The following is a 22102-nucleotide window of genomic DNA, read 5'->3' as shown; positions in this document are numbered from 1 at the left end:
ATTTATTGCGTTTCTGTTGAGCGATATCGAAATAAGGGGCTGAAAAGTGCAAAAAGATTATCAAATCGACAATCTGGATAAATCAATACTGTCAGAGTTATTACGCGAGGCGCGCACGCCCTATGCCAAGATTGCCGAGCAGCTGGATGTGAGTGCTGGAACCATTCATGTTCGGATCGAGAAAATGCGTCAGGCGGGAATCATTAAAGGTACCAAGGTTCGAATCGAGCCTAAAGCGTTAGGTTTTGATGTGTGCTGTTTTGTCGGAATATTTCTAAAGAGTGCGAAAGACTATCAACCGGTAGCGGCTTTGCTGGAACAGATCCCGGAAGTCATCGAAGCCTATTATACAACCGGTCAGTACAGCATCTTGACCAAGGTGGTGACGCCGAATATTGAAACCTTTCAGGATGTGTTGATTAATAAATTGCAGGCGATTGAGCAGGTACGTTCGACCGAAACAATGATATCCCTACAGAATCCGATCCATAGGGATATTGATGGGCTTCTGACCTAAGGCGCTAATAAGCTTTACGACAGCTTGAAGGCAGATACTTGGCTTCAATATTGGTTTTATTCTCGCCAGCGGCGCTCATACCTTCTGGAGGTTCATCGCCACCACAAACCCAGGAAATAGGGCTGGTTGGACTGGCGGTGACATAAATCGGTCTGATACTTAATATTTTGCCATCCAGTGGTGCATTGACTTTATTACCCAGGGTTACATGAATCGCACCATCTTCCACCTGAATTCCACTGACATAATTACCCAGTAAATGTTCTGGCTTAGGCGCACCTGCTTCGAGGTTATCTTTAGGGAATTTAGTGTGATATTGGTAATATTCCTTAATTGTGCTTTGCACTTCACTGGATAGAGTGATGCTCTCGGCAATTTTCGCGCGCACAACATAATTCTGATATGCGGGTAATGAAATAGCGGCCAGAATACCAATAATGGCAACAACCACCATTAGCTCAAGTAAGGTAAATGCTTTTATTGTGTGTTTCATAATTAAAATCCTGTACCCATCTGGAAAATCGGTAAATAAATTGAAAGAACCACCTGGAACACAATGGCTATGATCAATAGGTGCAAGCCAATGGCCATGATGCCGGTTTTTCGATGAGTTGACTCAATCGCTTGCGTTTCCAGAGTGCTAATTAAAGTTGGACTCTCCTCAGAAAAGGTTTGCAACTTAAATAAAGCCAGCAACTGTTCTTTTTCCTGAGCGTAAAAAATGTGATTAAAAGTCAGTTGTTCGGACTGACTGAAGAAAGGTGAGTTGAGTGCTTTAGTACGCTCAGCCTGATTGTCTGGCAGGCGGTGATGAAAAGCATTCAGGTTGTGAATAAAACGAACGCGGCTTAATTGCATCATGATGCCACGCATGATTGGCAGTTTGGTGAATAGCTTGCTTTGTGTATAAGACTCAACGGAAGCTAAATTGGCCAGAACAAATAAGCCAATAATCAAAACAGGAGGCAGGTACAGTAACAATGACCACCATGATTTGAACTGCAAAACATCCATGCGGTGCTGAAAGCTCGATGAGTACATTTGCCCATCAAAAACAATATTATTGTAGGCGGGTATCAGATAAAGACTGAAAACTCCGAGCACTATCAAGGCAATGACGCTCAGCAATGCTGCATAACCGGTGCTGCGGAGAATTCGACTTTTAATAATCTGTGCAATCTGCATTTCGCTAGTGTTGGCTGCAGTGTAATGTTGCAGAACCTCCAATTCATTCAGCCCCAGCTCCTTGCCGCGTCTTAATTGTTCAGTAATGGGCGAGCTTTTAATATTAAGTTTCTCAAAAGCGCGTTCAAGACTTTGTGTGGCTTCATAAATGGTATGCGCCTGTTGCCAGCTTTCCAGTTGGGTTTTAGGAACCTCGTTAACCAGAATATTAAAAGCTGTCCTGGGCTCTTCCCCTTTGGCCATTAGATGAACAAATTGGCGCAAGTAAAATAATGAGTTATCGTTTTTCATAATGATTTATTTTGCATGACCTATTTTGCAGATAAAGGGCATAAGATGAAATGTTTCGTCCTGCTTGATGGTGCAGACAGGTCTTATCACCGAGTTATGACTATCATCCAGTATAAAAGTTAGTTCTGTCGAGGAATATTGCTGAAAAGGCTGCATAGCGATAACCATGCGATCATTTTGGCTGTACAGCTGAGAAATCTGTGGTAACTGGCTGGTTTCCGATGGTTCATAGTCGTGTCTAGTATCGTCGAAGTGGCCATGTAAGGCGTAATATTCCTGCTGTTCGATTCGGGATGAAATAAACTGATTACTGATGGGGGCTGCAAAGGCAACCTTATATAAATAGTCAGCGGTAAGTTTCAGGCCGAAAAGACTAAGAGTCATGATTATCGCCAGTACAGCCAATACTTCCAAGCTTAACCAGGAGTCGGCCTTGAAGAAACTCTTACCGAGCAGGAAAGGGTATTTGTTGCGCAAAGAATCCACAGCTGTTTTTCTAATCTCCATATTTGGGGTGATCCTAATACAGTAGTCAGTTGAGGTCAATTTGCCTACCCACTTCGTATTCAGGCTATAAAATAGAATTCATCAAATAGTCTTTCAAGCTCTTGAAATTACTATCCATAGTGGTTGATAAGTTAGGTTTGTTCAACGGATTGCGAATGGTATCAGGCAACTCAACAGCTTCGCCTGTAATGGATTCTACCGATTGGGCAAACTTGGCCGGGTGAGCGGTTGAAAGCGCAACCGATTGCCCTGTGACATTGGTTTTCTGTATGGCTCGTAGGGCTACCGCCGTGTGCGGGTCAATGGTGTATCCCGCCTGATGGGTTTTGAGCATGGTTTGTTCCACCTCAGATTCACTGATGGCGATAGCGCTAATTTCACGATGCATCTGTTCAGGATGCTCTTTATAAAGGTGCAGCAGTCGTGGAAAGTTGTTAGGGCTAGCAACGTCCATAGCATTAGATGATGTTCTGACGGTTGGGCGGGGTTGCCATTGGCCCTCTTCGAAGAATCGAGGAACCGTATCGTTGGCATTGGTCGCTGCAATAAAGTGCTTAATGGGCACGCCCATTTTCTGAGCAAGAAGGCCTGCCGTGATATTGCCAAAATTGCCGCAAGGTACTGCAATTGTATCAATTGGTTGTTTGAGCAACTGAGGAAGCGCTGCATAGTAGCAAACCTGGGCTAACAGGCGCGCAATATTGATAGAGTTAGCTGAATTCAGGCGATGCTTCTGGTTAATTTCCTTATCATCAAAAGCCTGCTTCACCAGACTCTGGCAAGTATCAAAGTCGGCTTCGACAGCAACCGTGTGAATATTATTCCCCAGCGTGCAAAACAGCTGTTCCTGCTCTATTGATATTTTTCCCTTGGGGTACAGAATTACTACATTGATATGGGCCTTATTTTGTAAAGCATGGTTTTGAAAAGAATCAGCATGGAAAGCATGTGCCACTGCAGCTCCGGTATCGCCGGAGGTGGCGGTAATGATGGTGATCGGTTCATGTGTAAACTGGCTTAGACACTCGGCAAGAAAACGCGCGCCGAAATCTTTAAAAGCTAACGTTGGGCCATGAAATAACTCCAGGATATGTTGCGAATCAGAAAGTGAGTGCAGCTTTAACGGGAAATTAAAAGCCTGTTGAATAAGACTTTCTAATTGAGCTTCATTCAGTGAGTCGCTGGTAAAAGGTCGCAACACGTTAAAGGCGATTTGTTGAAAGCTATCATTGCTGAAAGCAGACTGAGAGAAGCAATCTGGTGACAATGCCGGTATCTGTTCAGGCATGTACAATCCTTGGTGGTTACCCAGTGGCTTCAAAACAGCCTGCTCAAAGCTAACTCTATCTGTAGAATCTTTGATGTTAATAAATGGCATGGTTATTCCTCGGCAATAATTCTAGCACCAGATGATGATAGCTGGCAGATATAACAAAAGGCCTGATCATTAGCGCGATAGTTAGACGATAAATAACGTTCCAACGTTTCGGCACTGTCCAGAGTATCAGTAAACGCAAATAGGGTTGGCCCCGAGCCAGAAATGCCTACCATTTTGGCGCCAAGTTTTAGTAACTCGCTTTTGTGGGTGGCATAATCGGGTAATAAATCCTGCCGATAGGGTTCAGCAATCAGGTCGTTAAAATGAGTATACAGTTGCTTCTCATCTTGTTCGTAAAGACTTTGGATAAAATTAGCAAGATTGGCGGCATGTGCAATGGTGGTTTGCAGGGACAATTGTTTTGGCAGAACCTCTCTGGCCTGTTTGGTCATGATGCGAGTGCCCGGATTGGCTACGACAAAGTAACCTGAGAAGTTCCAGGGCAGCTGACGACTGATGACATCATCATTACCCATTAACTGCAGACCGCCTAGATAGCAGGGAGCGATGTTATCGTAATGTAAGCTGCCACTGATTTGCGCTTCCATCTTACCCATCATCAGTAACAGTTCATGCTGGGAAAAGGGGGTTTTATACCAATGGTTTAATGCCACCATCATCGCAACGATTGAGCTACTGCTGGAGCCCAGTCCGCTTCCAACCGGCAATCGCTTATCCAGTGTTACCGACAGGTTTTCAATGGGGATTTCTCGTCCTGTCGCTGCGTTCTTTGATTCAAGTTGTTGATTAAAAAACTGCAGACAAAGGAAGATAATATTGTCCTTAGGATCTGCTGGCAGTTCCTCATGGAAAGGCCCTTTAACGATCCACTTGCCGTAGCAGTGACGAGACACTTCTATAATGTCTCCCAACAAATAATCATTAATGGGTTGTAACGCTGCGCCCAGTAGATCGTAACCAACTGAGAAGTTGCCAATCGAGGCCGGTGCGAATACTTTAATTTTCATGAAGAAATCTCCTGCTCTCTATGCGGAATGTTCTGTAACACATCGGCAAATAAACCTGCTGCGGTAACTTTTGCACCTGCACCGTAACCTTTCAGCACTAACGGAATCGGTGAATAATAGTGGCTATAAATTGCAATGGCATTCTCACCATTTTTAACCGAGTATAAAGGGTTATCCTGACTGACCGATTGTAATGAAACTTCTAGCTTATTATCATTAAAACAGGCGATATATTTCAGGGTTTCATTGTTACTCTTTGCCCGTGCGAATAACTCAGCAAAATAGTGATCAACTTGCGGCAGTCGTTGCATAAATTCTTCAGTGCTACCATTAAGATTAAAGTCTGAGGGCAACAGACCCTCAATGACAATATCAGAGAGTTCATATTGTGCGCCAACTTCTCGTGCCAGAATAAGCAGTTTACGGGCAACATCCATACCGCCTAAATCATCGCGTGGATCCGGTTCGGTAAAACCTAGCGACTTAGTTTCCAGCACTGCTTCTGAAAACGACTTGCCTTCCTCCATCTGCCCCAGAATAAATGACAATGAACCGGACAGAATGCCTTCTACACGATGAATCGCATCGCCGGAGGTAATCAATGAATCTATGGTTTTTAATACTGGCAGGCCAGCCCCAACATTGGTTTCGTACAGATACTTGCGAAATTTTTGATGGGCCAGCATTTTCAATTGCTGATAGTAAGAGTAGGGGCCAGAGTTGGCTTTTTTATTTGCAGTAACCAGATTGAAGCCCATCTCGATATAATCAGCATACTGTTCGCTAACCTTCTCGGAACAGGTGCAGTCTACCAGTGTTGGGTTAATATAATCGCCTGAGGCTAATAACTGACTTAAAATCTCTTTTGATAAAGTATTGGAGCTTTGTTGCAGGCCAGTCTGCCAATCAGATTCAAGTAAACCATCCTTGCAGCTAACGTAACGCTTTGAATTAGCGACCAGACAAATACGTAGAGCGATATTTTTGTCCTGCAAAAAACTCTGTTGTGCATAGACCTGTCGAATCAATTCCTGGCCAACATTGCCGCAGCCTATAATAAAAAGATCCAGGCGCTGTCGGCGATTGAAAAATTCGGCATAGACTAACTGGCACGCCTGTTTTGCTTGCTCACCCTTGATGACCACCGAAATCGAACTTTCCGAAGAGCCTTGGGCAATTGCTTCAATGTTGATATTGCCATGTGAAATCGCCTGTAAAAATTTATAGGCGACACCTTTTCTGTTTTTTAATCCTTGCCCAACCAGTGAAACGATTGCGCGGCTTTTATCAACTTGTATCGGGTTGAGCTGGCCTTGCCGGATTTCGTTTTCGAACTCCGAGTTTAAAATGTGTAAGGCACGCTTACACTCGCTGTTGCGAATCGCGAAGCAGATACTGTATTCGGAAGACGACTGGCTAATCAGAATGATCGAAATATGTTTTGCAGCCAGTGTTTCAAAAATGCGTGCGGCTGAACCATAAGAGTTCCGTAGATAAGCACCGCTGACATTAAGCAGGCAAATATCAGGCTGGTAGGACACTCCTTTAATGGAGTCCTGGCCATGATGCAATGGCTGGATTAAGGTTCCGCTATCTGCGGGTGCGAAAGTATTCTTAATGCGTAATGGAATGCTTTTAAGTTGCAGTGGAAAAATGGTTTTGGGGTGAAGCACTTTAGCGCCATGATGAGCAAGCTCCATTGCTTCCTGATAAGTCATCGAAGGCATTAACTTCGCATTCTCAACGATCCGAGGATCTGCCGCATGGATTCCGGAAACATCAGTCCAAATCTCGCACGCTTGCGCATCAGTCAGGTAAGAGAAAAGAGCGGCTGAGTAATCCGAGCCATTGCGACCCAACAGGCAGGCATCACCAGATTGAGTGGCAGCGATAAAGCCTGGCGCTAGATTAATATGGGAAAAGGTGGGTGCTGCCTCTTGCCACTTCCTCATAGAGCGGGTTAGCTCTGCTCGCGAGTCCAGAGTCGCACCTTCCGCAACGATATAGTCCTTACTATCAATCATGGCGACGGACATTCCTTGCTTCTGTAATAAAGCCAGCAGGAGATAGCAGCTCAGATATTCGCCTGCCGATAGTATGACAGCAATATCTGAGTCACCGAGCTCAGGCTTGGCCTTTAATTCCTGCATTTGCTGAAAGACAAAATCGAGTTTTTGCTTTAACAGCGAATCATTGGACAGCCCCAGTTCTGCTGCCAGCTTCGCATGATAGCGTGCAATGGATTCTAGAATAGACTCTGTAGTCGTTGATGTTTGGCTGGTGCAGAATAGTTGTAATTCGTTGGTTGTGTTAGCTATAGCAGATAAAACAACCAAGGTGTTATTTCTTTCCTGACCAATAATATCAGCCACTTGCAGCATGCTTTGCGCATCTGCCAGCGATGATCCGCCAAACTTGAGTACTTTCATGGTATCTATTCCTGTGTCTTTCAAAAAAGCAAAAAAAAGCCCGAGGTTTTGAGGCCTCGGGCTTGGTAATGGGTATTTCTATTACACAATAACTAGCCGGCGACCTCCGTAGGGAAGATCGTTGTGGTGGTCGTTGTTGTATAGAATGTGTGCATGAGCGCAGATTAAGGGTAAACACTAAGTCTGTCAATGCCATGAAGTAACTGCGATATAACCATTTGTTCTGGTTGATTTTTAGACTCTATGCGACTAAAATACGCGCCCTTAGTGGCTATCCACTAATTTTTTGACAATCTGGTTTACTCCTTGTTGCCTTTAACTTCTTAAATAAATCAAAGAGTTACTGGTGGCTGGAAACCGAAAGGAGACTTTAATGAGACACTACGAAATCGTATTCCTAGTGCACCCTGACCAATCTGATCAGGTGCCTGGCATGATCGAACGTTACACAAAGATGATCGAAGACGGCGCTGGCACAGTCCACCGCTTAGAAGACTGGGGTCGTCGTCAACTAGCCTACCCAATCAACAAACTTCATAAAGCACACTACGTTTTAATGAACGTTGAAACTACTGGCGAAATTATCGAAGAGCTTGAAGATGCATTCCGCTTCAATGACGCAATCTTGCGTAACATGGTAATGCGTCGTAAAGAAGCTGTTACCGAAGCCTCTCCTATGGCTGCTGCTAAGAAAGACGAGAGAGATGAAAAACCTCGCCGTGAAGCAGAAGTTAAAGAAGAGAAATCTGAATCAACTGAAGAAGCTTCGGCTGAGTAATAAGGAGACATATCATGGCACGTTTTAATCGTCGTCGTAAGTTCTGCCGTTTCTCGGCTGAAGGTGTTGTTGAGATCGATTACAAAGATACCGCAACATTGAAAAACTACATCACTGAAACAGGCAAAATTGTACCTAGCCGTATCACGGGCACAAGCGCAAAATATCAACGTCAATTGGCGTCTGCTGTTAAACGCGCTCGTTTCTTGGCTTTGTTGCCTTACACTGACAGCCACGAATAAGCGGCATTTTTAAGAGGAAATAACGATGAACGTCATTCTACTTGAAAAAATCCGCAATCTTGGTGACTTAGGTGATAGCGTATCCGTAGCTGCTGGCTATGGTCGTAACTTCCTGATTCCACAAGGTAAAGCGGTTCCTGCAACTAAGGATAACCTCAAACATTTCGAAGAGCGTCGTGCTGAATTACAAGCTGCCGCTGACGAGAAGTTTGCAAAAGCACAAGCGCGCGCTGACCAACTTGCTGGCCTAACTGTGACTGTCACAGCAAACGCTGGTGACGAAGGTAAATTGTTCGGTTCTGTTGGCACAGCTGACATCGCTGACGCAGTAACAGCTCAAGGCGTTGAACTTCAGAAGAAAGAAGTTCGTATGCCAGAAGGCGCAATTCGTCAAACTGGCGAATTCACTTTTGAAGTGCATTTGCACCCAGAAGTTGAAGCTAACATCAAAGTTATCGTTGTTGGCGAAGAACAAGCTTAATAGTTTTAAAAGCTTACAAAAAAAGGCACCTTCGGGTGCCTTTTCTTTTTCTGGTGTTTGCTCGTTGCCAATGCTTCGTTAAAACTCTTCTCGAAATGCTCATGGACACAAAAGTCCACTCCGCTTTCTCAAATCCTTTTGCCTCGCCTTGGCTTAGCTCAAACGCCAGAAAATACGGTAGTAGATATTTGAATTATTTAAATCGGCAAGCATCACTATTTTTCTGGAAGGGCTGCAAATCGCTTGGTGTCTGATAATTTATCTTCCCAAGTGGCTCTGTCATCACAGAATATATGAGCAGTGGGATTGATGCTTGGAGAAGAATCCAAACTTCCCGCCGGAACAATGACAAACTTGTCTTTTATTTCGGTAGGTAAGGGCGAACCGCACTCTGAGCAGAAGCTTTTGGTAAAACGTGTGCTGGGTAAATTAAATGTTTTTACCAGCTCCTTTCCTTTAAACCAGTTTAAATTGGCATTAGTAGCAAATAAGTTTGCCGCATGAACGGTTCCTGTCCCTTTTCGACATCTGGAACAATGGCAATGATAAAAACTGTCAAAATTATCGCTGATATCGAATTGAACCTCGCCGCAAAGGCATGAACCTGTAATTTGCATAGTAACCTCTTAGACTAAGTGTCTGACTTCCTATCGTTCAAAAATACTCTAGGTCGTTTGACTTTTGAAGTGCTTCTTAGTCAGTAATAAAGGGATTAAAAACAAGACTAAAACAGACCCGTTTAGATACAAGTGGGCAGCAACGTGATTAGCGAAAGATAAGGCTGTATCTAAAACTGCCCAGACTAGAGTCGCGGAAACTAACAACCACCAGTCTTGTCTTGTTCTACTTTCAAAAGCCTTTACAATCGCATAGAAAAATAACAGCCCCCAACTGGCTACGGTTGGCCCAAAGACGCCAATTAAAAACCGAAGGGATTCCGGGTTACTGTCAGGAAAGGCTGTTTGTAGGTGCTGGAAGTAGGGTGCTGCTAGTGGGGTATACACCATAATGGGTAGCAGCAATCCACCGATGATATGAATAACGGCCAAGATCTGCAGCCAACGTCTTGCCAATGAAATGCTCATCATAGAAAACGATCCATAATCTCTTTACTCGGAATCATGCAGTAATTGTGTTTACCAAAGAGCTTGTAGCGGTTTAAAGCGATTCGATCATAGCACCAGTCACGAAACCGTAGAGGAAAAATCCGTAAAAACCTCAGCCTGGGCCAAGGCTTTTTGAGTTGTTTGATAATTTCGAAAAAAGCTTCCGATCGAAAGTATGCTTCATTACCTTTGATCAAAACCATCGTCTCAAAATTCTTAGTATCAAGACCATGCTTGGATAACAACTCCAGACCTTTGGGCGACTGAACCGAACAGAACTTAAACACCGCATCAGGATCACGTTTGATTACAAACGGAACCCAGGCAGAGCAGAGCTTGCATTCACCGTCGAAGAGTATGATTGGGTGGGTTGGCATTAGTTTATTTACTCTGTCTCTATTGGTTGCAGTTTTAGTCATAAATACTGTGAGTTAGCATCTCATATGTTTAAGCATAAATCTTTTTCGTTCTCACAGTTCTTCATACTTAGCATTTTCTCCCTAATTTTTTCAAGCATGCAGGCGCCTGTGTCTCACTTTCAAAAAAGGTAATGCAAGAAGTCGCTTCATGGGTATTGGAAAAGCTTTTTTGGTATTTGCTTTCCAAATAAGGTCTGCGATATGACTGTTGTAAATATTCATTTAAAACAACTAGTTAAATCTATTTTAAGTATATTCTAGTAATTTATAGGAATAAATGAAAATAAAGTATTACGCTAATCCTAAAACGAGGCTACTATTCGAGCATGTTGAATAAAAAGGTGTGACATATGCCAAAGAAGATAGATTACCCTCACGCATCAGTAGCCAAGAGTATTGAGCTAGCAGAGTCGGTATATGATCTTGGAGGCTCTTCCAGTCAAGAGATGTGTGCTGAAAATATGGGAAGGAAGGTGGGCGGAGGTTTTAAGGCTATAGTTTCAGCCGCGGCAAAATTTGGATTAATTACAAATAATAGAGGTCAACTCAGTACTACAAAGCTTTTCCAAGATTACTATTTGGGCTATTCCCAAGAAGAAAAAGCCGAAATACTTCGTAAAGCCTTTTTGCGTGTGTCTTTGTTCCAGGAAATATATGAACGATTTAAGCATCAAAAGCTACCTATTGATATTTTCGACAAGCTTCTAATACGTGAATTCGATGTGAATCAGCAAGTAGCAAGCCGAGTTGCTAAATATTTTATTGAAGGTGCTAAGGCAACAAAGCTTTTAAATGGTGATAATACGTTTCATTTAGTTTCAGATGAAGCGAATTCTTCTAAAGTACAGGAAGTTGGTGATGAGGCAGAAAGTGCCGATAAGCAAGTTCAGGAGGATGTTTCGAAGGAATCTGTCGCTTCCAATGAGTTTTCAATTCGAATCGCAGGGCCAGGCATGAATTCCACCATCGTTATTAGAGAAGAAGAAGATCTTGATATAGTTGAAGTGATGCTTAAGAAAGTGAGGAAAAAACTATTAGAAGCTCAAGAGTAAGAAAGCCCAGTCAGGCTGTGCCTGACTGGGCTTTTGAAATCTCCTAGGATAAACAAGCTGTCCAATAGGAGGCTAGAACTATCTAGCATCATTTCAAGGTGAGAGTTGTAATGATGGACTTGGATGGAGCTAGTGTCAAGTAGCTTGGGTGTTTATGGAGGACTAATCATGTCCCAAAAACCACCATTTCCAGCTCCGGCCGGTAAGCGATGGATTTTCGTAAAATCCTATAAGCATTACCGCACTGGTAAGCAGGTCTACCCGAAAAAGGCTAAGTGTTTTTGCTTTTTAGTTAATGGATAGTGCTTGCTTGTTAGAAGGGGGGAGGAAACTCCTCCCTTTACTCTGACCCTATTAGTTCATTAAAGGGTCACTCATAGTATTCTGTATTATAGGCTCCCAATTACAGCATGTACGGTGTGGGCTAATCAGCTTTATTAAAGATTGAAAGGTTCCCAATCAGACAGGGGAATATCCATACCACCAATATGCGGGGTCAAATATTTTGTTATTATTTTGAGTTTTGCTTCGTATGTGTAGATGTGTAAATTTAAACGAAGCTTTCTATTTTTATTAGCGAGTTTTTGAAGGTATAGTTGGGTATAGGGAATGTAAAAAGCTTTATCTCGCCGGGTTTAAGTACAAAAGGTATCTGTTCAGATTCAAGCACAGGAGATAGCTCAGCTTCCATCTCTGGATAGCTCATTATATCGATTTCTCTGAGCACGAGTTCTCTGTTACCAGTATTTGAAACAGATATCTCACAGATTTGTGAGTTGTCATATACTTCAGTCCTTGGATTCCATGCTGTAAGAGTTCCAACAAGTGAAGTCCGCTTATGGAAGAGACTAAAATATAACGAAATTATTGAGATAGTTAAAGCTCCTCCTGAAATTACAAGCGTGATTATGTCTTTTGTCTCCATCGGGTCACCCATAGAAAATTAACTGTTGTTGTATAAATTAACTAGTATGACTTTATTATCAACTGACTACTCAGACAAGCGCTAGTTTGATAATAGTTATCTGGCGGATTACTTTGTCATGTGGTGGTTGTAACTAGAGCGATAACACTTATCCATAACTTATCCACAGCTTTATTGTATTGCTGTTGACTGCATAAGAGTTAAAATGGCTTACGTGGTAAACTCTTGTGGTTTATAAAAGGGTTCGTGTTCAGTGTTTTGAATACGGCCGAAACTTATTGTTAACGCTAGAACCTAAAAATGCTTACAGCCAATCAATCAGATAATAAAATCAAAGACTTAAAGATTCCTCCTCATTCTATCGAGGCCGAGCAGTCGGTACTTGGCGGGGTGATGCTGGATAATGAAGTGTGGGAGATGGTGTCTGAGATGCTGTTGTCCACCGACTTTTATGTGAAAAACCATCGTGAGATTTTTAAGGCGATGGAGGAGTTGGCCAATACGGCGAAGCCGATGGATGTGATTACTCTGTCGGAGCACCTCGAACATAAAGGTGATACTGACATCAGTTTGGCGTTTCTAGGTGATTTGGCGCAAAACACGCCAAGTATCGCTAATATCCGTGCCTATGCTGAGATCGTCCGCGAAAAGGCGATTATGCGTCAGTTAATCTCTGCATCGAATGAAATTGCTGATGCGAGCTTTAACCCAAAAGGTCGTAGTCTGGCTGAATTGATGGATATGGCGGAACGTAAGGTGTTCGCCATTTCGCAGGCTCGCGAAACCAGCGGTGAAGGCCCGAGCAAGGTCGAAGATATTCTGAAAAGTACTATCCAGCGGATTGAGACCATTCAAAAGACAAAAGGCGGTATCACCGGTCTGGCGACTGGATTCTCCGATCTGGATAAAATGACCTCTGGTTTGCAGGCGGGTGATTTGGTGATTGTGGCGGCGCGTCCGTCGATGGGTAAAACCACTTTTGCCATGAACATCGTTGAAAATGTTGCCTTGAATCAGGAAAAGCCGGTACTGGTATTCAGTCTTGAAATGCCGAGTGAATCAATCATTATGCGTTCGATTTCATCATTGGGTCGTCTTGAGCAAAACAAGATTCGTTCTGGTCAGATTCAATCGAGCGAAGACTGGGACAAGTTTAACAGCGGTGTTCTACAGCTGAAAAATCACACCAAATTACTGATTGATGATGCGGGCGGTTTATCGCCTGCTGAAATGCGTTCGCGCTCGCGCCGAGTTGCTCGCGAATACGGCAGCGTCGGACTCATCATGGTTGATTACTTGCAGCTAATGACGGTTCCGGGCATGAGCGACAATCGTACCCTTGAGGTTAGTGAGATTTCTCGCTCATTGAAGGCCTTGGCGAAAGAGCTGGAAGTTCCTGTGATTGCCTTATCGCAGCTTAACCGTTCCTTGGAGCAACGAAGCGATCGCCGTCCGGTGATGTCGGATTTGCGTGAGTCGGGTGCGATTGAGCAGGATGCGGATTTAATTTTGTTTATCTATCGTGATGAGGTTTATCATCCGGAAACCGAACGCAAAGGTATTGCCGAAATTAAAATTGGCAAACAGCGTAACGGACCTATTGGTAGTGTTGAGCTGAGCTTCCAGGGGCAATTCTGTCGATTCGATAATCTCGCGCATCAAGATTACGAAGCACAAGGTTATTAACAGCAGGCCATATTTATGCGCTCAACCAAAGCGATTATCGATCTGGCGGCACTGCGCCATAATTTAAATACGATTAAGACTATCGCCAGCGGCAGTCGCGTGATGGCGGTGGTGAAAGCTGATGCTTATGGGCATGGCCTGGTACAAGTTGCTAAGGCGCTGACTGAAGGCGCTGATATGTTTGCGGTGGCAACAGTTCAGGAAGCCTTGTCATTGCGTAAAGCAGACATTAAAACGCCAATCCTTTTACTGGAAGGCATATTCAATGCCAAAGATTTAGAGCTGGTGGTGGAGCATGATTTACAGGTTGTGCTACATCATTGGCCACAAATTGAAGCCCTGCAAAACTTTAAAACGGATAAGACGATTCATGTCTGGATTAAATTGGACTCTGGCATGAACCGTTTAGGTTTTGCCTTGCAAGATATGGCTTTAATTGAATCAACACTATCAAAAATTCCAGCAGTGGCAAATCCAATTCGATTGATGTCACATTTCGCTTCGGCGGATGACCCTGAAGATGACTTTTCGACCATACAACTAGAAGCTTTTGATCAGGCCACTAAACATATTACCACTGAAAAATCGATGGCCAATTCTGCCGGAATCTTAACTCAGAAAGATGCTCATTATGATTGGGTAAGGCCCGGTTTATTGCTTTACGGTTGTTCACCTTTAATTGGCACCGAAGCATCGGAATATGATTTAAAACCTGTGATGTCACTGGAATCGCAAATTCTGGCGGTTAAACCGATTAACAAAGGCGAATCAACTGGCTATGGCCGTCATTGGTTTGCGGATCGCGATACCTATCTGGGGCTGGTTGCTATTGGTTATGGCGATGGCTATCCGCGCCATGCAAAAAATGGCACGCCGATCTGGGTCAATGGTCGCATAGTGCCGCTGGTAGGACGCGTATCGATGGATATGCTGGCGGTGGATTTAGGGCCAGATTGTCAGGATGCGGTGGGTGATCGTGTGGTGCTGTGGGGTAAAGAATTGCCAGCCGAACGAGTCGCGCCCCATGCTGATACCATTCCCTATACTTTGTTCTGTGGTGTAACACGTCGCGTTCGTTTCTATTACAAAGACAAGTCGTACGAGTTCTGACATGAGTCTTTCTGAAACACTGAATATCAAGACTCAAGGACAGGGTCTGCATGAGTTTACTCAACAGCTGGAACAGCTGGTTCGCAAAGCCGATAAACGGATTGGCATTTGCCATGTGTTCGTGCGTCACACTTCCTGCAGCCTCTTAATTCAGGAAAATGCCGATCCCAGCGCTCAGCGAGACTTGGAACATTGGCTTAATCGGCTGGTGCCCGAAAACGATCCTCTCTATACTCACATCTACGAAGGCGCGGATGATATGCCTGCACACATCAAAGCAGCATTAACCGCGACGACCTTAAGTATCCCGATTGTCGATGGAAAGCTTGCGCTCGGCACCTGGCAGGGTACTTATCTTTGGGAACATAGACACGGTAGTCATAATCGACAGCTGATCATTCATATCAGCAAATAAACTTATTAGCTAAAAGTGATTCATTATGAAACCGATTGTTTTCTTCCGTAAATTCCATAAATGGCTTGGTTTAATTATTGGTATCCAGGTATTGTTCTGGGCCGCCGGTGGCTTCGTTATGACATTCTTCGATATCGAAGAAGTGCGCGGTGAGCATACTACGGCGAAACAGGAGCCTTTTACTCTCAATCAGCCTGTTGTAGTGACCGCTCAACAGGCCATCAGTCAGATCGACTTTGCACCAGAAACGATAACTCTGAAAGGATTCCTGGGAGAGCCGGTTTGGGTGGCACAAGGACAAGACAAGCAAGCGATAATAGACGCCGCTACAGGCGAAAGGCTCTCGCCACTGGATGAGTCTCTGGCTAGACAAGTTGCACTGGCAGACTTTAGTGGTGACGGCGAGCTTGCGGAACTCAATCTGCTTTCTGAAGAGTTGGGCGAGGTGCGTGGTAAAGGCTTACCCATCTGGCAGGCTCAATTTAATGATAGTGACAATACTCGTGTGTATATCTCGCCACAAAATGGAGAAGTGGTTGCCCGCCGCAATGATACCTGGCGAGTGTTCGATTTCTTCTGGATGTTGCACATCATGGATTACAAAAACCGTACCGACTTCAATCATCCGTTAGTGGTGTTCGCAGCATTATTAGCCTTGTTTATGACCTTAAGTGGCCTGTATCTGGTGATTAAAATGGTGTTTTTGAAGCCGAAACGAGCCAATCCCCGCAAGGCCTGACACTAGCCCGTGGCAAAACTTAAGCCAAACAGTAAACTGATTCCGCTGATTATTGTCATAGCTTTAGGCTTGTTTTGGCTGATTAAGTTATTGATATTCAATTACTTGTTATAGGCTTATACTTGGTTACAAATTTTAAGGGTTTGCTGACCCTGAATTGACTTGTAGATTGGCGCAAAATCCCAATATAGTAGTCATTAGTGTGTGCTCAATCTGAGCAGTATTACTTTACGGAGAAACACATGTTACGAATTGGTTTATTTATTTTAACTAACTTTGCCGTTTTAATATTGGCGGGTGTGGTGCTAAACCTCATCGGCTTTAATGGTCTTATGGCTGAAAATGGTGTTGATCTTAACCTGACAGCATTATTGATTTTCTGCGGTATTTTCGGTGTTGGTGGTTCTTTTGTTTCCTTGCTGATGTCGAAATGGATGGCCAAGCGTTTCATGCATGTCAAAATGATTGATAAGCCTGCTAACGAAACAGAGCAGTGGTTAATTAACACTGTGTCTGATTTAGCACGTGAGGCTAAAGTCGGTATGCCGGAAGTGGGTATTTTCCCGTCTCCGCAGTCGAATGCTTTTGCTACCGGCTGGAACAAAAACAAAGCCTTGGTTGCAGTCAGTCAGGGCTTGATGCAACGCATGAACCGCGATGAAGTGCGCGCCGTATTAGCGCACGAAATTGGCCACGTTGCTAATGGCGACATGATTACATTGACCCTGATTCAGGGGGTGGTAAATACCTTCGTTTTATTCTTCTCAAGAGTGATCGGTCATTTTGTTGACCGTGTGATTCTTAAGAACGAACGAGGCTTTGGTATTGGGTACTTCATATCAGTGATGGTGGCACAAGTCATTCTGACTATTCTGGCCAGCACCATAGTGATGTGGTTCTCACGTCGTCGAGAGTTCCGAGCGGATGAAGCGGGCGCACAATTGGCCGGTACAGGCGCCATGATTTCAGCGCTAGAAAAACTCAAGGTGGAATATGACATGCCGTCGGATATGGGCGAGACCTTTACCGCTTTCGGTTTGAAGAATGGTCGTACAGGTTCGTTCCAGGAGAAGTTCGGTAGTTTGTTCTTATCGCACCCTCCGTTGGATAAGCGAATCGAAGCTTTGCGTAATCGCTTTTAAGATTGAGATGAAATACAAAAACGGGGCCTAGTGCCCCGTTTTTTTGTATTTTCAGCGAATCAGCGATACATATCTAACAAGTAATTAACGCGGCTGATCTGGTTATTTGTGTCTCTGATTTCTTCATCAATATCATCCAGCTCTAGATTCAGACGTTCTTTTTCTTTTTCGTCTTCAATGCGACGAATGGCTTGTCGAAGTATTTCATGTTCGCGCATGAGTTCGTCCAGGTGAACCTGTAGATTTTCATGGCGTGAGAAGAGTCCGTCTTTATAGCTGGCTGTATATTCCGGGAAGGCGGCAGTGCAGTTTTGATTGGCATTGCTGGCTTTTACACCGTGCTGAAATCCATTATGTCCGGTGCAGTAAACTTCCAATCCTTTTTGGCGGCCTTGCTCGTATTGGTTACGGTCAATGCGAACGCCATATTCGATGCAGGCTGATTCGTGGTTGAGTATATAGTCGGAATCACGGCCAAATTTGCCGTCCTGATAACCCACTTGAGACCAGTTGCCGGAAACGCATTCTGTTTCTGACAGGGTGGCGCAACCGTTAAGTAAGATGGCAAAAAGCGCCAACAAAGATAATCGTTTTGTAATCATAATTTTTTCTCCCACACTCCAAAAGGGAGTGCCTCCTCTTTAAACTTTAACTGATATTAAAATATGCTAAAACCCAAAACCAACAAAACCCTAAGAAAATAGTGCCCAAAACTAGGGTCTGAAAGCAAAGGATCATATAATAGCGCCCCAAAGCGCAAACGCCTAATAGTAATCGAATCGTGGAAAAAACCTTAGATCGCAAAATTTGTATCGCTCCCATGCTGGATTGGACCGACCGTCATCAGCGACGATTTATGCGTCTGATCACCAAGCATGCGGTGCTCTACACTGAAATGATTACTACAGGTGCCATTATTCATGGCGGGGCTGAACGCCACCTGAAATTTAATCAGGAAGAGCATCCGGTTGCCGTACAGCTCGGTGGCAGCGATCCGAAAGACTTAGCTCATTGCGCTAAAATCTGCGAAGACTTTGGTTACGATGAAATCAATCTGAACGTCGGCTGCCCCAGTGACCGCGTGCAAAATGGTCGTTTCGGTGCTTGTCTTATGGCTGAACCCGAACTGGTGGCCGAGTGCATGTCAGCGATGGCTAATGTGGTGGACGTGCCGGTTACGGTGAAAAGCCGCATCGGGATTGATGATCTGGATTCTTATGAACACTTGCATCGTTTTGTTAATACTGTCCAATCTGCAGGTGTTAAAACCTTTATTATTCATGCGCGCAAAGCTTGGCTCAGCGGTTTAAGTCCAAAAGAAAATCGTGAAATCCCACCGCTTAGATACGACGTGGCCTATCAGATTAAGCAAGATTTCCCAGAGCTGGAAATCATCGTCAATGGTGGTGTCACCACGCTTGAGCAAGCCGAAGAACACATGCAGCATGCTGACGGCGTCATGATTGGCCGCGAGGCTTATCATAACCCTTATTTCCTGTCTGAAGCGGATAACCAGTTTTACGGAACACACAACGACATCCCAACACGCTTTGAAATCGCTCGTGAATACATGGACTATATACAGAGTCAGTTGGACCAGGATGTCTATCTAGGACACATGACCCGCCATATATTAGGATTGTTTTTTGCCCAGCCCAAAGGCAAATTATGGCGCCGTTACTTAAGTGAAAACGCCTACAAAAAAGGCGCAGGATTAGAAGTGCTTGAAGGAGCTTTAGCGATTTATGAAGAAGAACTTGATACTGCTAGTTAGTCTGGTAATCATCACCGTAATGTTTTTAATCTGGTTTAAACGTGAGCCTTTATTAACTCCAGTTCAAAAGCTAGAGCAGTCGTCTATGGAAGCAACTGAGCTTGACTTAGCTTCACCTTATCAAACCTCCGAAGTTCAAACACTAGAAACTGCTCCTCCTTCTTTTGAACATGAAGCGCCAGAAGAAACCATAGAGCAAGTTCCTTCCAATGTGTGTAAAGAGCAACTCGCAGAGCAGTATCCAGAGCTTGATAAGCGGTTGAACCAAACGATTCAGGACTTTTACCTTAGTGAGGATGAACTTGCAGGAGAGGGTGTTTATCAAGGAATGCCTTTTGAAACCTTGAAAGTGTTGGCTGATTCAAATGACTCCAAAGCTATGATTGTTTATGGCTCAGAGAAAATTTGGTATTCGGCTTTGGGGGTTAGAATCTCAGGCCCTGATAGCCGATACCGAAACTCGGATCAAACAAAAGATATCGTGAATAATCATAAAATTGATCTTGAGGGAATCAGCGAAGGTGAGAGTTATCTTTATAAAGCAGCGATTTTTGGGAAGGTCGGGGCTATTTTTGAGATGACTTTGCTGCTTGATATGGCAGGTAATCGATTGAATACAAACTCTGGTGACGAGACTGTTATTCGAGAGCTGATTGCAAAAAGCTTAGCCTATGAAAAGTTACAGGTTGATATTCATCAGAGCGATGCAGCTTTGAAAAGTATGTTTTTAGATTCTGTTGGTTGGAGAGATAGTATTCAAAGACTTTACGCAGACCGTGAAGACTATGCTGAGATTAGGAAACAAATAGAATCTGACGCGGAGAAGATGTATCAGGAGCTTAAGGCCCGATGGGAACATGATCGCGAATACTATGGTTTTGAAATTTACCCTGATTATCTACAGGGGGATTTAGAAGAGTATGGAAATGCCTATCTGGAGTGCCATCTGCGTTAAGGTTAGTCAGCGCACATCTGTTCACTAAAACGTGAACCACGTCACTAAATTTGCATATTTGCATTAATCTGAGCTAAAGTAGTAACTCTCCCTGAATGTTGGAGGTTCTATGAAGTTTCTTAAATGGTTGCTAATCATTATTGCTGTTCTAGCAGTGATTCTTGTAGTGGTTGGTTTCCTCTTGCCGCAAACGCGACACGTTGAGCGTTCTATTACTGTTGCCGCAACCAAAGACACCGTTTTCAATCAAGTCAATAACCTTAAAAACTTTAATAATTGGTCACCATGGTCTGATATCGACCCCAATGCATCATACTCATTTACTGGGCCCCAAAGTGGCGTAGGTGCGACTATGGCATGGGATAGTCAGATGAAAGAGGTCGGCTCCGGTACTTACAAAATTGTTGAAAGTAACTATCCGAACCTGGTCAAATTTGAAATGAAGTTTGGTCAGGAGCAAACTCCAGCAGAAAGCTCATTCATCCTTGAAGAGATTTCCTATGCAGAAACACGAGTGACCTGGACACTTGATGCTGACTTTGGAAATGATTTAATTGCCCGTTATATGGGTTTCTTCTTAATGGAAAAAGCTATTGGCCCGCAGTATGAGAAAGGGCTAGATAACCTCAAAGATGTGGTGGAGGGGTAGATGATAAGTTAGGTAGGTAGCCTCTTGATAGAGGCTACCTATTTAGCTTATTGTCATTGTTCCCACTTATCAAAACAATTCCTGCCGGCTTCATTTTAATCTGCTACAATTTTCAACAATACAACCCTACAACTTAGTGATAATGACATGAAGTCTAAACCTTTCGTTTTAGTGTGCGCCCTATTTCTAATATTCAATTCTTTTCCAATTTTTGCTGCCGAACAAGGGGAGCAGGATAGCTCTAAAACAGAGGAATCTCAGGAGCAACCCGCTACAGAGCCTGAGGAAAAAAAAGATATTTTTGACCATTCAAAAGAAACCCTGCAGCGTGTGATGGAAGACTATGACCGCTGTGTTTTGCAGGAGTTTGATCAACGCGATAAAGACACCCCTATCTCGGAAATTCGAGCACATTGTTCTAAAGATAGTAATCTAGCTATTTATCGTCCAAGTAAAGAATTGCTTACTGACGATAGTTTCACAAAAGGAAGTCAAGGCGACTCAACCAAACCTGAAAAAGAAGACTCTGATGTTATTAAGAAACGATTAAGACTGGAGTACCGTGCCAGTGACAATCGTTTTGCAATATTGCCCCATAAACCCAACTATTTGTTGCCAGTGACGTTTAATAATAGGCCTAACCAGGCGAGTTTGGATGCAATTGGGGAAGATCGGGAGGTCGATAATATCGAGGTGAAGTTTCAAGTAAGTTTCAAAACACCTATATGGGAAAAACCATTTGGAGAGAACAGCGCATTATTCTTTGCTTATACCGGACAATCCTACTGGCAGGCATATAATTCTGATGTGTCCAGCCCATTCCGTGAAACTAATCATGAGCCCGAGATCTTTGCGACTTGGGCTACCGATTGGAAAGTTGGGGGCTGGCAAATTCCAATATTCTCAACTGGTGTTTCTCATCAGTCAAATGGCCAAAGTGGATTAAAATCACGTAGCTGGAACCGATTGTATGCGCGAATGGCTTTTGAGAAAGAACGGTGGGTGGTGTTGTTTACTCCTTGGTGGCGTATTCCAGAGGAGCGTAAAGATGACCCCTTACAACCTGATGGTGACGATAACCCCGATATAGATGATTACATGGGTTACTTCGAGCTGTATTCTGCTTATAAATGGGATGAACAAAACTTTGGAATCATGATCCGAAATAACCTGCGTAGCGATAATAAAGGTTCTGTGCAGTTAGACTGGACATTCCCATTAGATGACGACGGAAAATTACGTGGCTATGTTCAATATTTCAATGGCTATGGTGAAAGTTTGATTGATTATAACCGTCATGTGAACCGTTTAGGGGTTGGGTTTGTGTTGACAGATTGGTTATAAAAATGGGTAT

25 protein-coding genes are annotated in these 22102 nt (G+C 43.7%); 14 read left to right on the top strand and 11 right to left on the bottom strand.

Going from position 1 to position 22102, the window contains the following annotated elements; all coding sequences use genetic code 11:
* Positions 1 to 46 precede the first annotated feature (46 nt).
* The gene (gene asnC / locus ACN0VI_RS12165; protein ID WP_331892637.1) at positions 47 to 517 is read left to right on the top strand and encodes a transcriptional regulator AsnC; all 471 of its coding nucleotides are present in this window, start codon (positions 47 to 49) and stop codon (positions 515 to 517) included.
* 4 nt (positions 518 to 521) lie between these two features.
* Here the strand turns inward: asnC and ACN0VI_RS12160 are convergent, their stop codons facing one another.
* From ACN0VI_RS12160 to thrA, 6 genes are all read right to left on the bottom strand, one after another.
* On the bottom strand, positions 522 to 1010 hold the full coding sequence (locus ACN0VI_RS12160) for a pilin (RefSeq protein WP_417446993.1): 489 nt from the start codon (positions 1008 to 1010) through the stop codon (positions 522 to 524).
* Positions 1011 to 1012: 2 nt separating this feature from the next.
* Entirely contained in the window at positions 1013 to 1993 is a 981-nt protein-coding gene (locus tag ACN0VI_RS12155; RefSeq protein ID WP_417446992.1) for a hypothetical protein, read from the bottom strand.
* Between the two features lie 6 nt (positions 1994 to 1999).
* The gene (locus ACN0VI_RS12150; RefSeq protein ID WP_417446991.1) at positions 2000 to 2500 is read right to left on the bottom strand and encodes a hypothetical protein; all 501 of its coding nucleotides are present in this window, start codon (positions 2498 to 2500) and stop codon (positions 2000 to 2002) included.
* Between the two features lie 64 nt (positions 2501 to 2564).
* Complete coding sequence (gene thrC, locus ACN0VI_RS12145; protein WP_417446990.1) at positions 2565 to 3878, bottom strand: threonine synthase; 1314 nt, start codon at positions 3876 to 3878, stop codon at positions 2565 to 2567.
* 2 nt (positions 3879 to 3880) lie between these two features.
* A complete protein-coding gene (thrB, locus tag ACN0VI_RS12140; protein ID WP_417446989.1) occupies positions 3881 to 4846 on the bottom strand; it encodes a homoserine kinase in 966 nt (321 codons plus the stop codon).
* Complete coding sequence (gene thrA / locus ACN0VI_RS12135) at positions 4843 to 7275, bottom strand: bifunctional aspartate kinase/homoserine dehydrogenase I (protein WP_417446988.1); 2433 nt, start codon at positions 7273 to 7275, stop codon at positions 4843 to 4845. The genes thrB and thrA overlap by 4 nt, the downstream gene beginning before the upstream one ends.
* Before the next feature lie 373 nt (positions 7276 to 7648).
* Here thrA and rpsF point away from each other — a divergent pair, with 373 nt between their 5' ends.
* From rpsF to rplI, 3 genes are read left to right on the top strand one after another with little or no spacing between them, the layout of a single operon-like run.
* Entirely contained in the window at positions 7649 to 8053 is a 405-nt protein-coding gene (gene rpsF, locus ACN0VI_RS12130; RefSeq protein ID WP_331892713.1) for a 30S ribosomal protein S6, read from the top strand.
* A gap of 14 nt (positions 8054 to 8067) precedes the next feature.
* Complete coding sequence (gene rpsR, locus ACN0VI_RS12125; protein ID WP_012800504.1) at positions 8068 to 8295, top strand: 30S ribosomal protein S18; 228 nt, start codon at positions 8068 to 8070, stop codon at positions 8293 to 8295.
* A 25-nt stretch (positions 8296 to 8320) separates the two neighbouring features.
* A complete protein-coding gene (rplI, locus tag ACN0VI_RS12120) occupies positions 8321 to 8776 on the top strand; it encodes a 50S ribosomal protein L9 (protein ID WP_331892711.1) in 456 nt (151 codons plus the stop codon).
* 215 nt (positions 8777 to 8991) lie between these two features.
* On the opposite strand, the gene ACN0VI_RS12115 is transcribed toward rplI, so the two are convergent.
* Genes ACN0VI_RS12115 through ACN0VI_RS12105 form a run of 3 tightly spaced genes read right to left on the bottom strand, consistent with a single transcriptional unit; the run spans position 8992 to position 10259 of the window.
* Complete coding sequence (locus tag ACN0VI_RS12115) at positions 8992 to 9393, bottom strand: GFA family protein (RefSeq protein ID WP_417446987.1); 402 nt, start codon at positions 9391 to 9393, stop codon at positions 8992 to 8994.
* Positions 9394 to 9441: 48 nt separating this feature from the next.
* Positions 9442 to 9864 (bottom strand): hypothetical protein, encoded by a 423-nt coding sequence (locus ACN0VI_RS12110; RefSeq protein ID WP_417446986.1) that lies wholly within the window; start codon positions 9862 to 9864, stop codon positions 9442 to 9444.
* Positions 9861 to 10259, bottom strand: coding sequence for a thiol-disulfide oxidoreductase DCC family protein (locus ACN0VI_RS12105; RefSeq protein WP_417446985.1), 399 nt, complete (start codon positions 10257 to 10259; stop codon positions 9861 to 9863). The genes ACN0VI_RS12110 and ACN0VI_RS12105 overlap by 4 nt, the downstream gene beginning before the upstream one ends.
* Positions 10260 to 10651: 392 nt before the next feature.
* On the opposite strand from ACN0VI_RS12105, the gene ACN0VI_RS12100 reads away from it, so the two are divergent.
* Entirely contained in the window at positions 10652 to 11353 is a 702-nt protein-coding gene (locus ACN0VI_RS12100; RefSeq protein ID WP_417446984.1) for a hypothetical protein, read from the top strand.
* Positions 11354 to 11903: 550 nt separating this feature from the next.
* Here the strand turns inward: ACN0VI_RS12100 and ACN0VI_RS12095 are convergent.
* Positions 11904 to 12278, bottom strand: a complete 375-nt coding sequence (locus ACN0VI_RS12095; RefSeq protein ID WP_417446983.1) for a hypothetical protein — start codon at positions 12276 to 12278, stop codon at positions 11904 to 11906.
* 300 nt (positions 12279 to 12578) lie between these two features.
* Between ACN0VI_RS12095 and dnaB the strand changes: the two genes are divergently transcribed.
* The 5 genes from dnaB to htpX all read left to right on the top strand — a co-directional run bounded on the left by dnaB (position 12579) and on the right by htpX (position 17370).
* Positions 12579 to 13964 carry a replicative DNA helicase gene (dnaB, locus tag ACN0VI_RS12090; protein ID WP_331892695.1) on the top strand — a complete coding sequence of 462 codons (1386 nt, stop codon included), beginning with the start codon at positions 12579 to 12581 and terminating at the stop codon, positions 13962 to 13964.
* Positions 13965 to 13979: 15 nt separating this feature from the next.
* Positions 13980 to 15074: an alanine racemase gene (alr, locus tag ACN0VI_RS12085; protein ID WP_417446982.1), complete on the top strand. Its 1095-nt coding sequence runs from the start codon at positions 13980 to 13982 to the stop codon at positions 15072 to 15074.
* Between the two features lies 1 nt (position 15075).
* Entirely contained in the window at positions 15076 to 15489 is a 414-nt protein-coding gene (locus tag ACN0VI_RS12080) for a secondary thiamine-phosphate synthase enzyme YjbQ (RefSeq protein WP_417446981.1), read from the top strand.
* Between the two features lie 25 nt (positions 15490 to 15514).
* Positions 15515 to 16228, top strand: coding sequence for a PepSY domain-containing protein (locus tag ACN0VI_RS12075; protein ID WP_417446980.1), 714 nt, complete (start codon positions 15515 to 15517; stop codon positions 16226 to 16228).
* Positions 16229 to 16470: 242 nt separating this feature from the next.
* Positions 16471 to 17370: a protease HtpX gene (gene htpX, locus ACN0VI_RS12070; RefSeq protein WP_417446979.1), complete on the top strand. Its 900-nt coding sequence runs from the start codon at positions 16471 to 16473 to the stop codon at positions 17368 to 17370.
* A 59-nt stretch (positions 17371 to 17429) separates the two neighbouring features.
* On the opposite strand, the gene ACN0VI_RS12065 is transcribed toward htpX, so the two are convergent.
* A complete protein-coding gene (locus ACN0VI_RS12065; RefSeq protein ID WP_417446978.1) occupies positions 17430 to 17972 on the bottom strand; it encodes a DUF2799 domain-containing protein in 543 nt (180 codons plus the stop codon).
* 179 nt (positions 17973 to 18151) lie between these two features.
* Here ACN0VI_RS12065 and dusA point away from each other — a divergent pair, with 179 nt between their 5' ends.
* From dusA to ACN0VI_RS12045, 4 genes are all read left to right on the top strand, one after another.
* Entirely contained in the window at positions 18152 to 19144 is a 993-nt protein-coding gene (gene dusA, locus ACN0VI_RS12060; RefSeq protein WP_417446977.1) for a tRNA dihydrouridine(20/20a) synthase DusA, read from the top strand.
* Positions 19145 to 19229: 85 nt separating this feature from the next.
* A complete protein-coding gene (locus ACN0VI_RS12055; RefSeq protein ID WP_417446976.1) occupies positions 19230 to 20099 on the top strand; it encodes a hypothetical protein in 870 nt (289 codons plus the stop codon).
* A 109-nt stretch (positions 20100 to 20208) separates the two neighbouring features.
* The gene (locus tag ACN0VI_RS12050) at positions 20209 to 20748 is read left to right on the top strand and encodes an SRPBCC family protein (protein ID WP_417446975.1); all 540 of its coding nucleotides are present in this window, start codon (positions 20209 to 20211) and stop codon (positions 20746 to 20748) included.
* A 147-nt stretch (positions 20749 to 20895) separates the two neighbouring features.
* Positions 20896 to 22092: a phospholipase A gene (locus tag ACN0VI_RS12045; RefSeq protein ID WP_417446974.1), complete on the top strand. Its 1197-nt coding sequence runs from the start codon at positions 20896 to 20898 to the stop codon at positions 22090 to 22092.
* Positions 22093 to 22102: the final 10 nt, after the last annotated feature.

The sequence above is a fragment of the Kangiella sp. genome, from assembly GCF_048265365.1.
Classification (GTDB): Bacteria; Pseudomonadota; Gammaproteobacteria; order Enterobacterales; family Kangiellaceae; genus Kangiella.
Note: the sequence above shows the minus strand (reverse complement) of the source record. Positions and strands in the feature narration are given on the sequence as shown.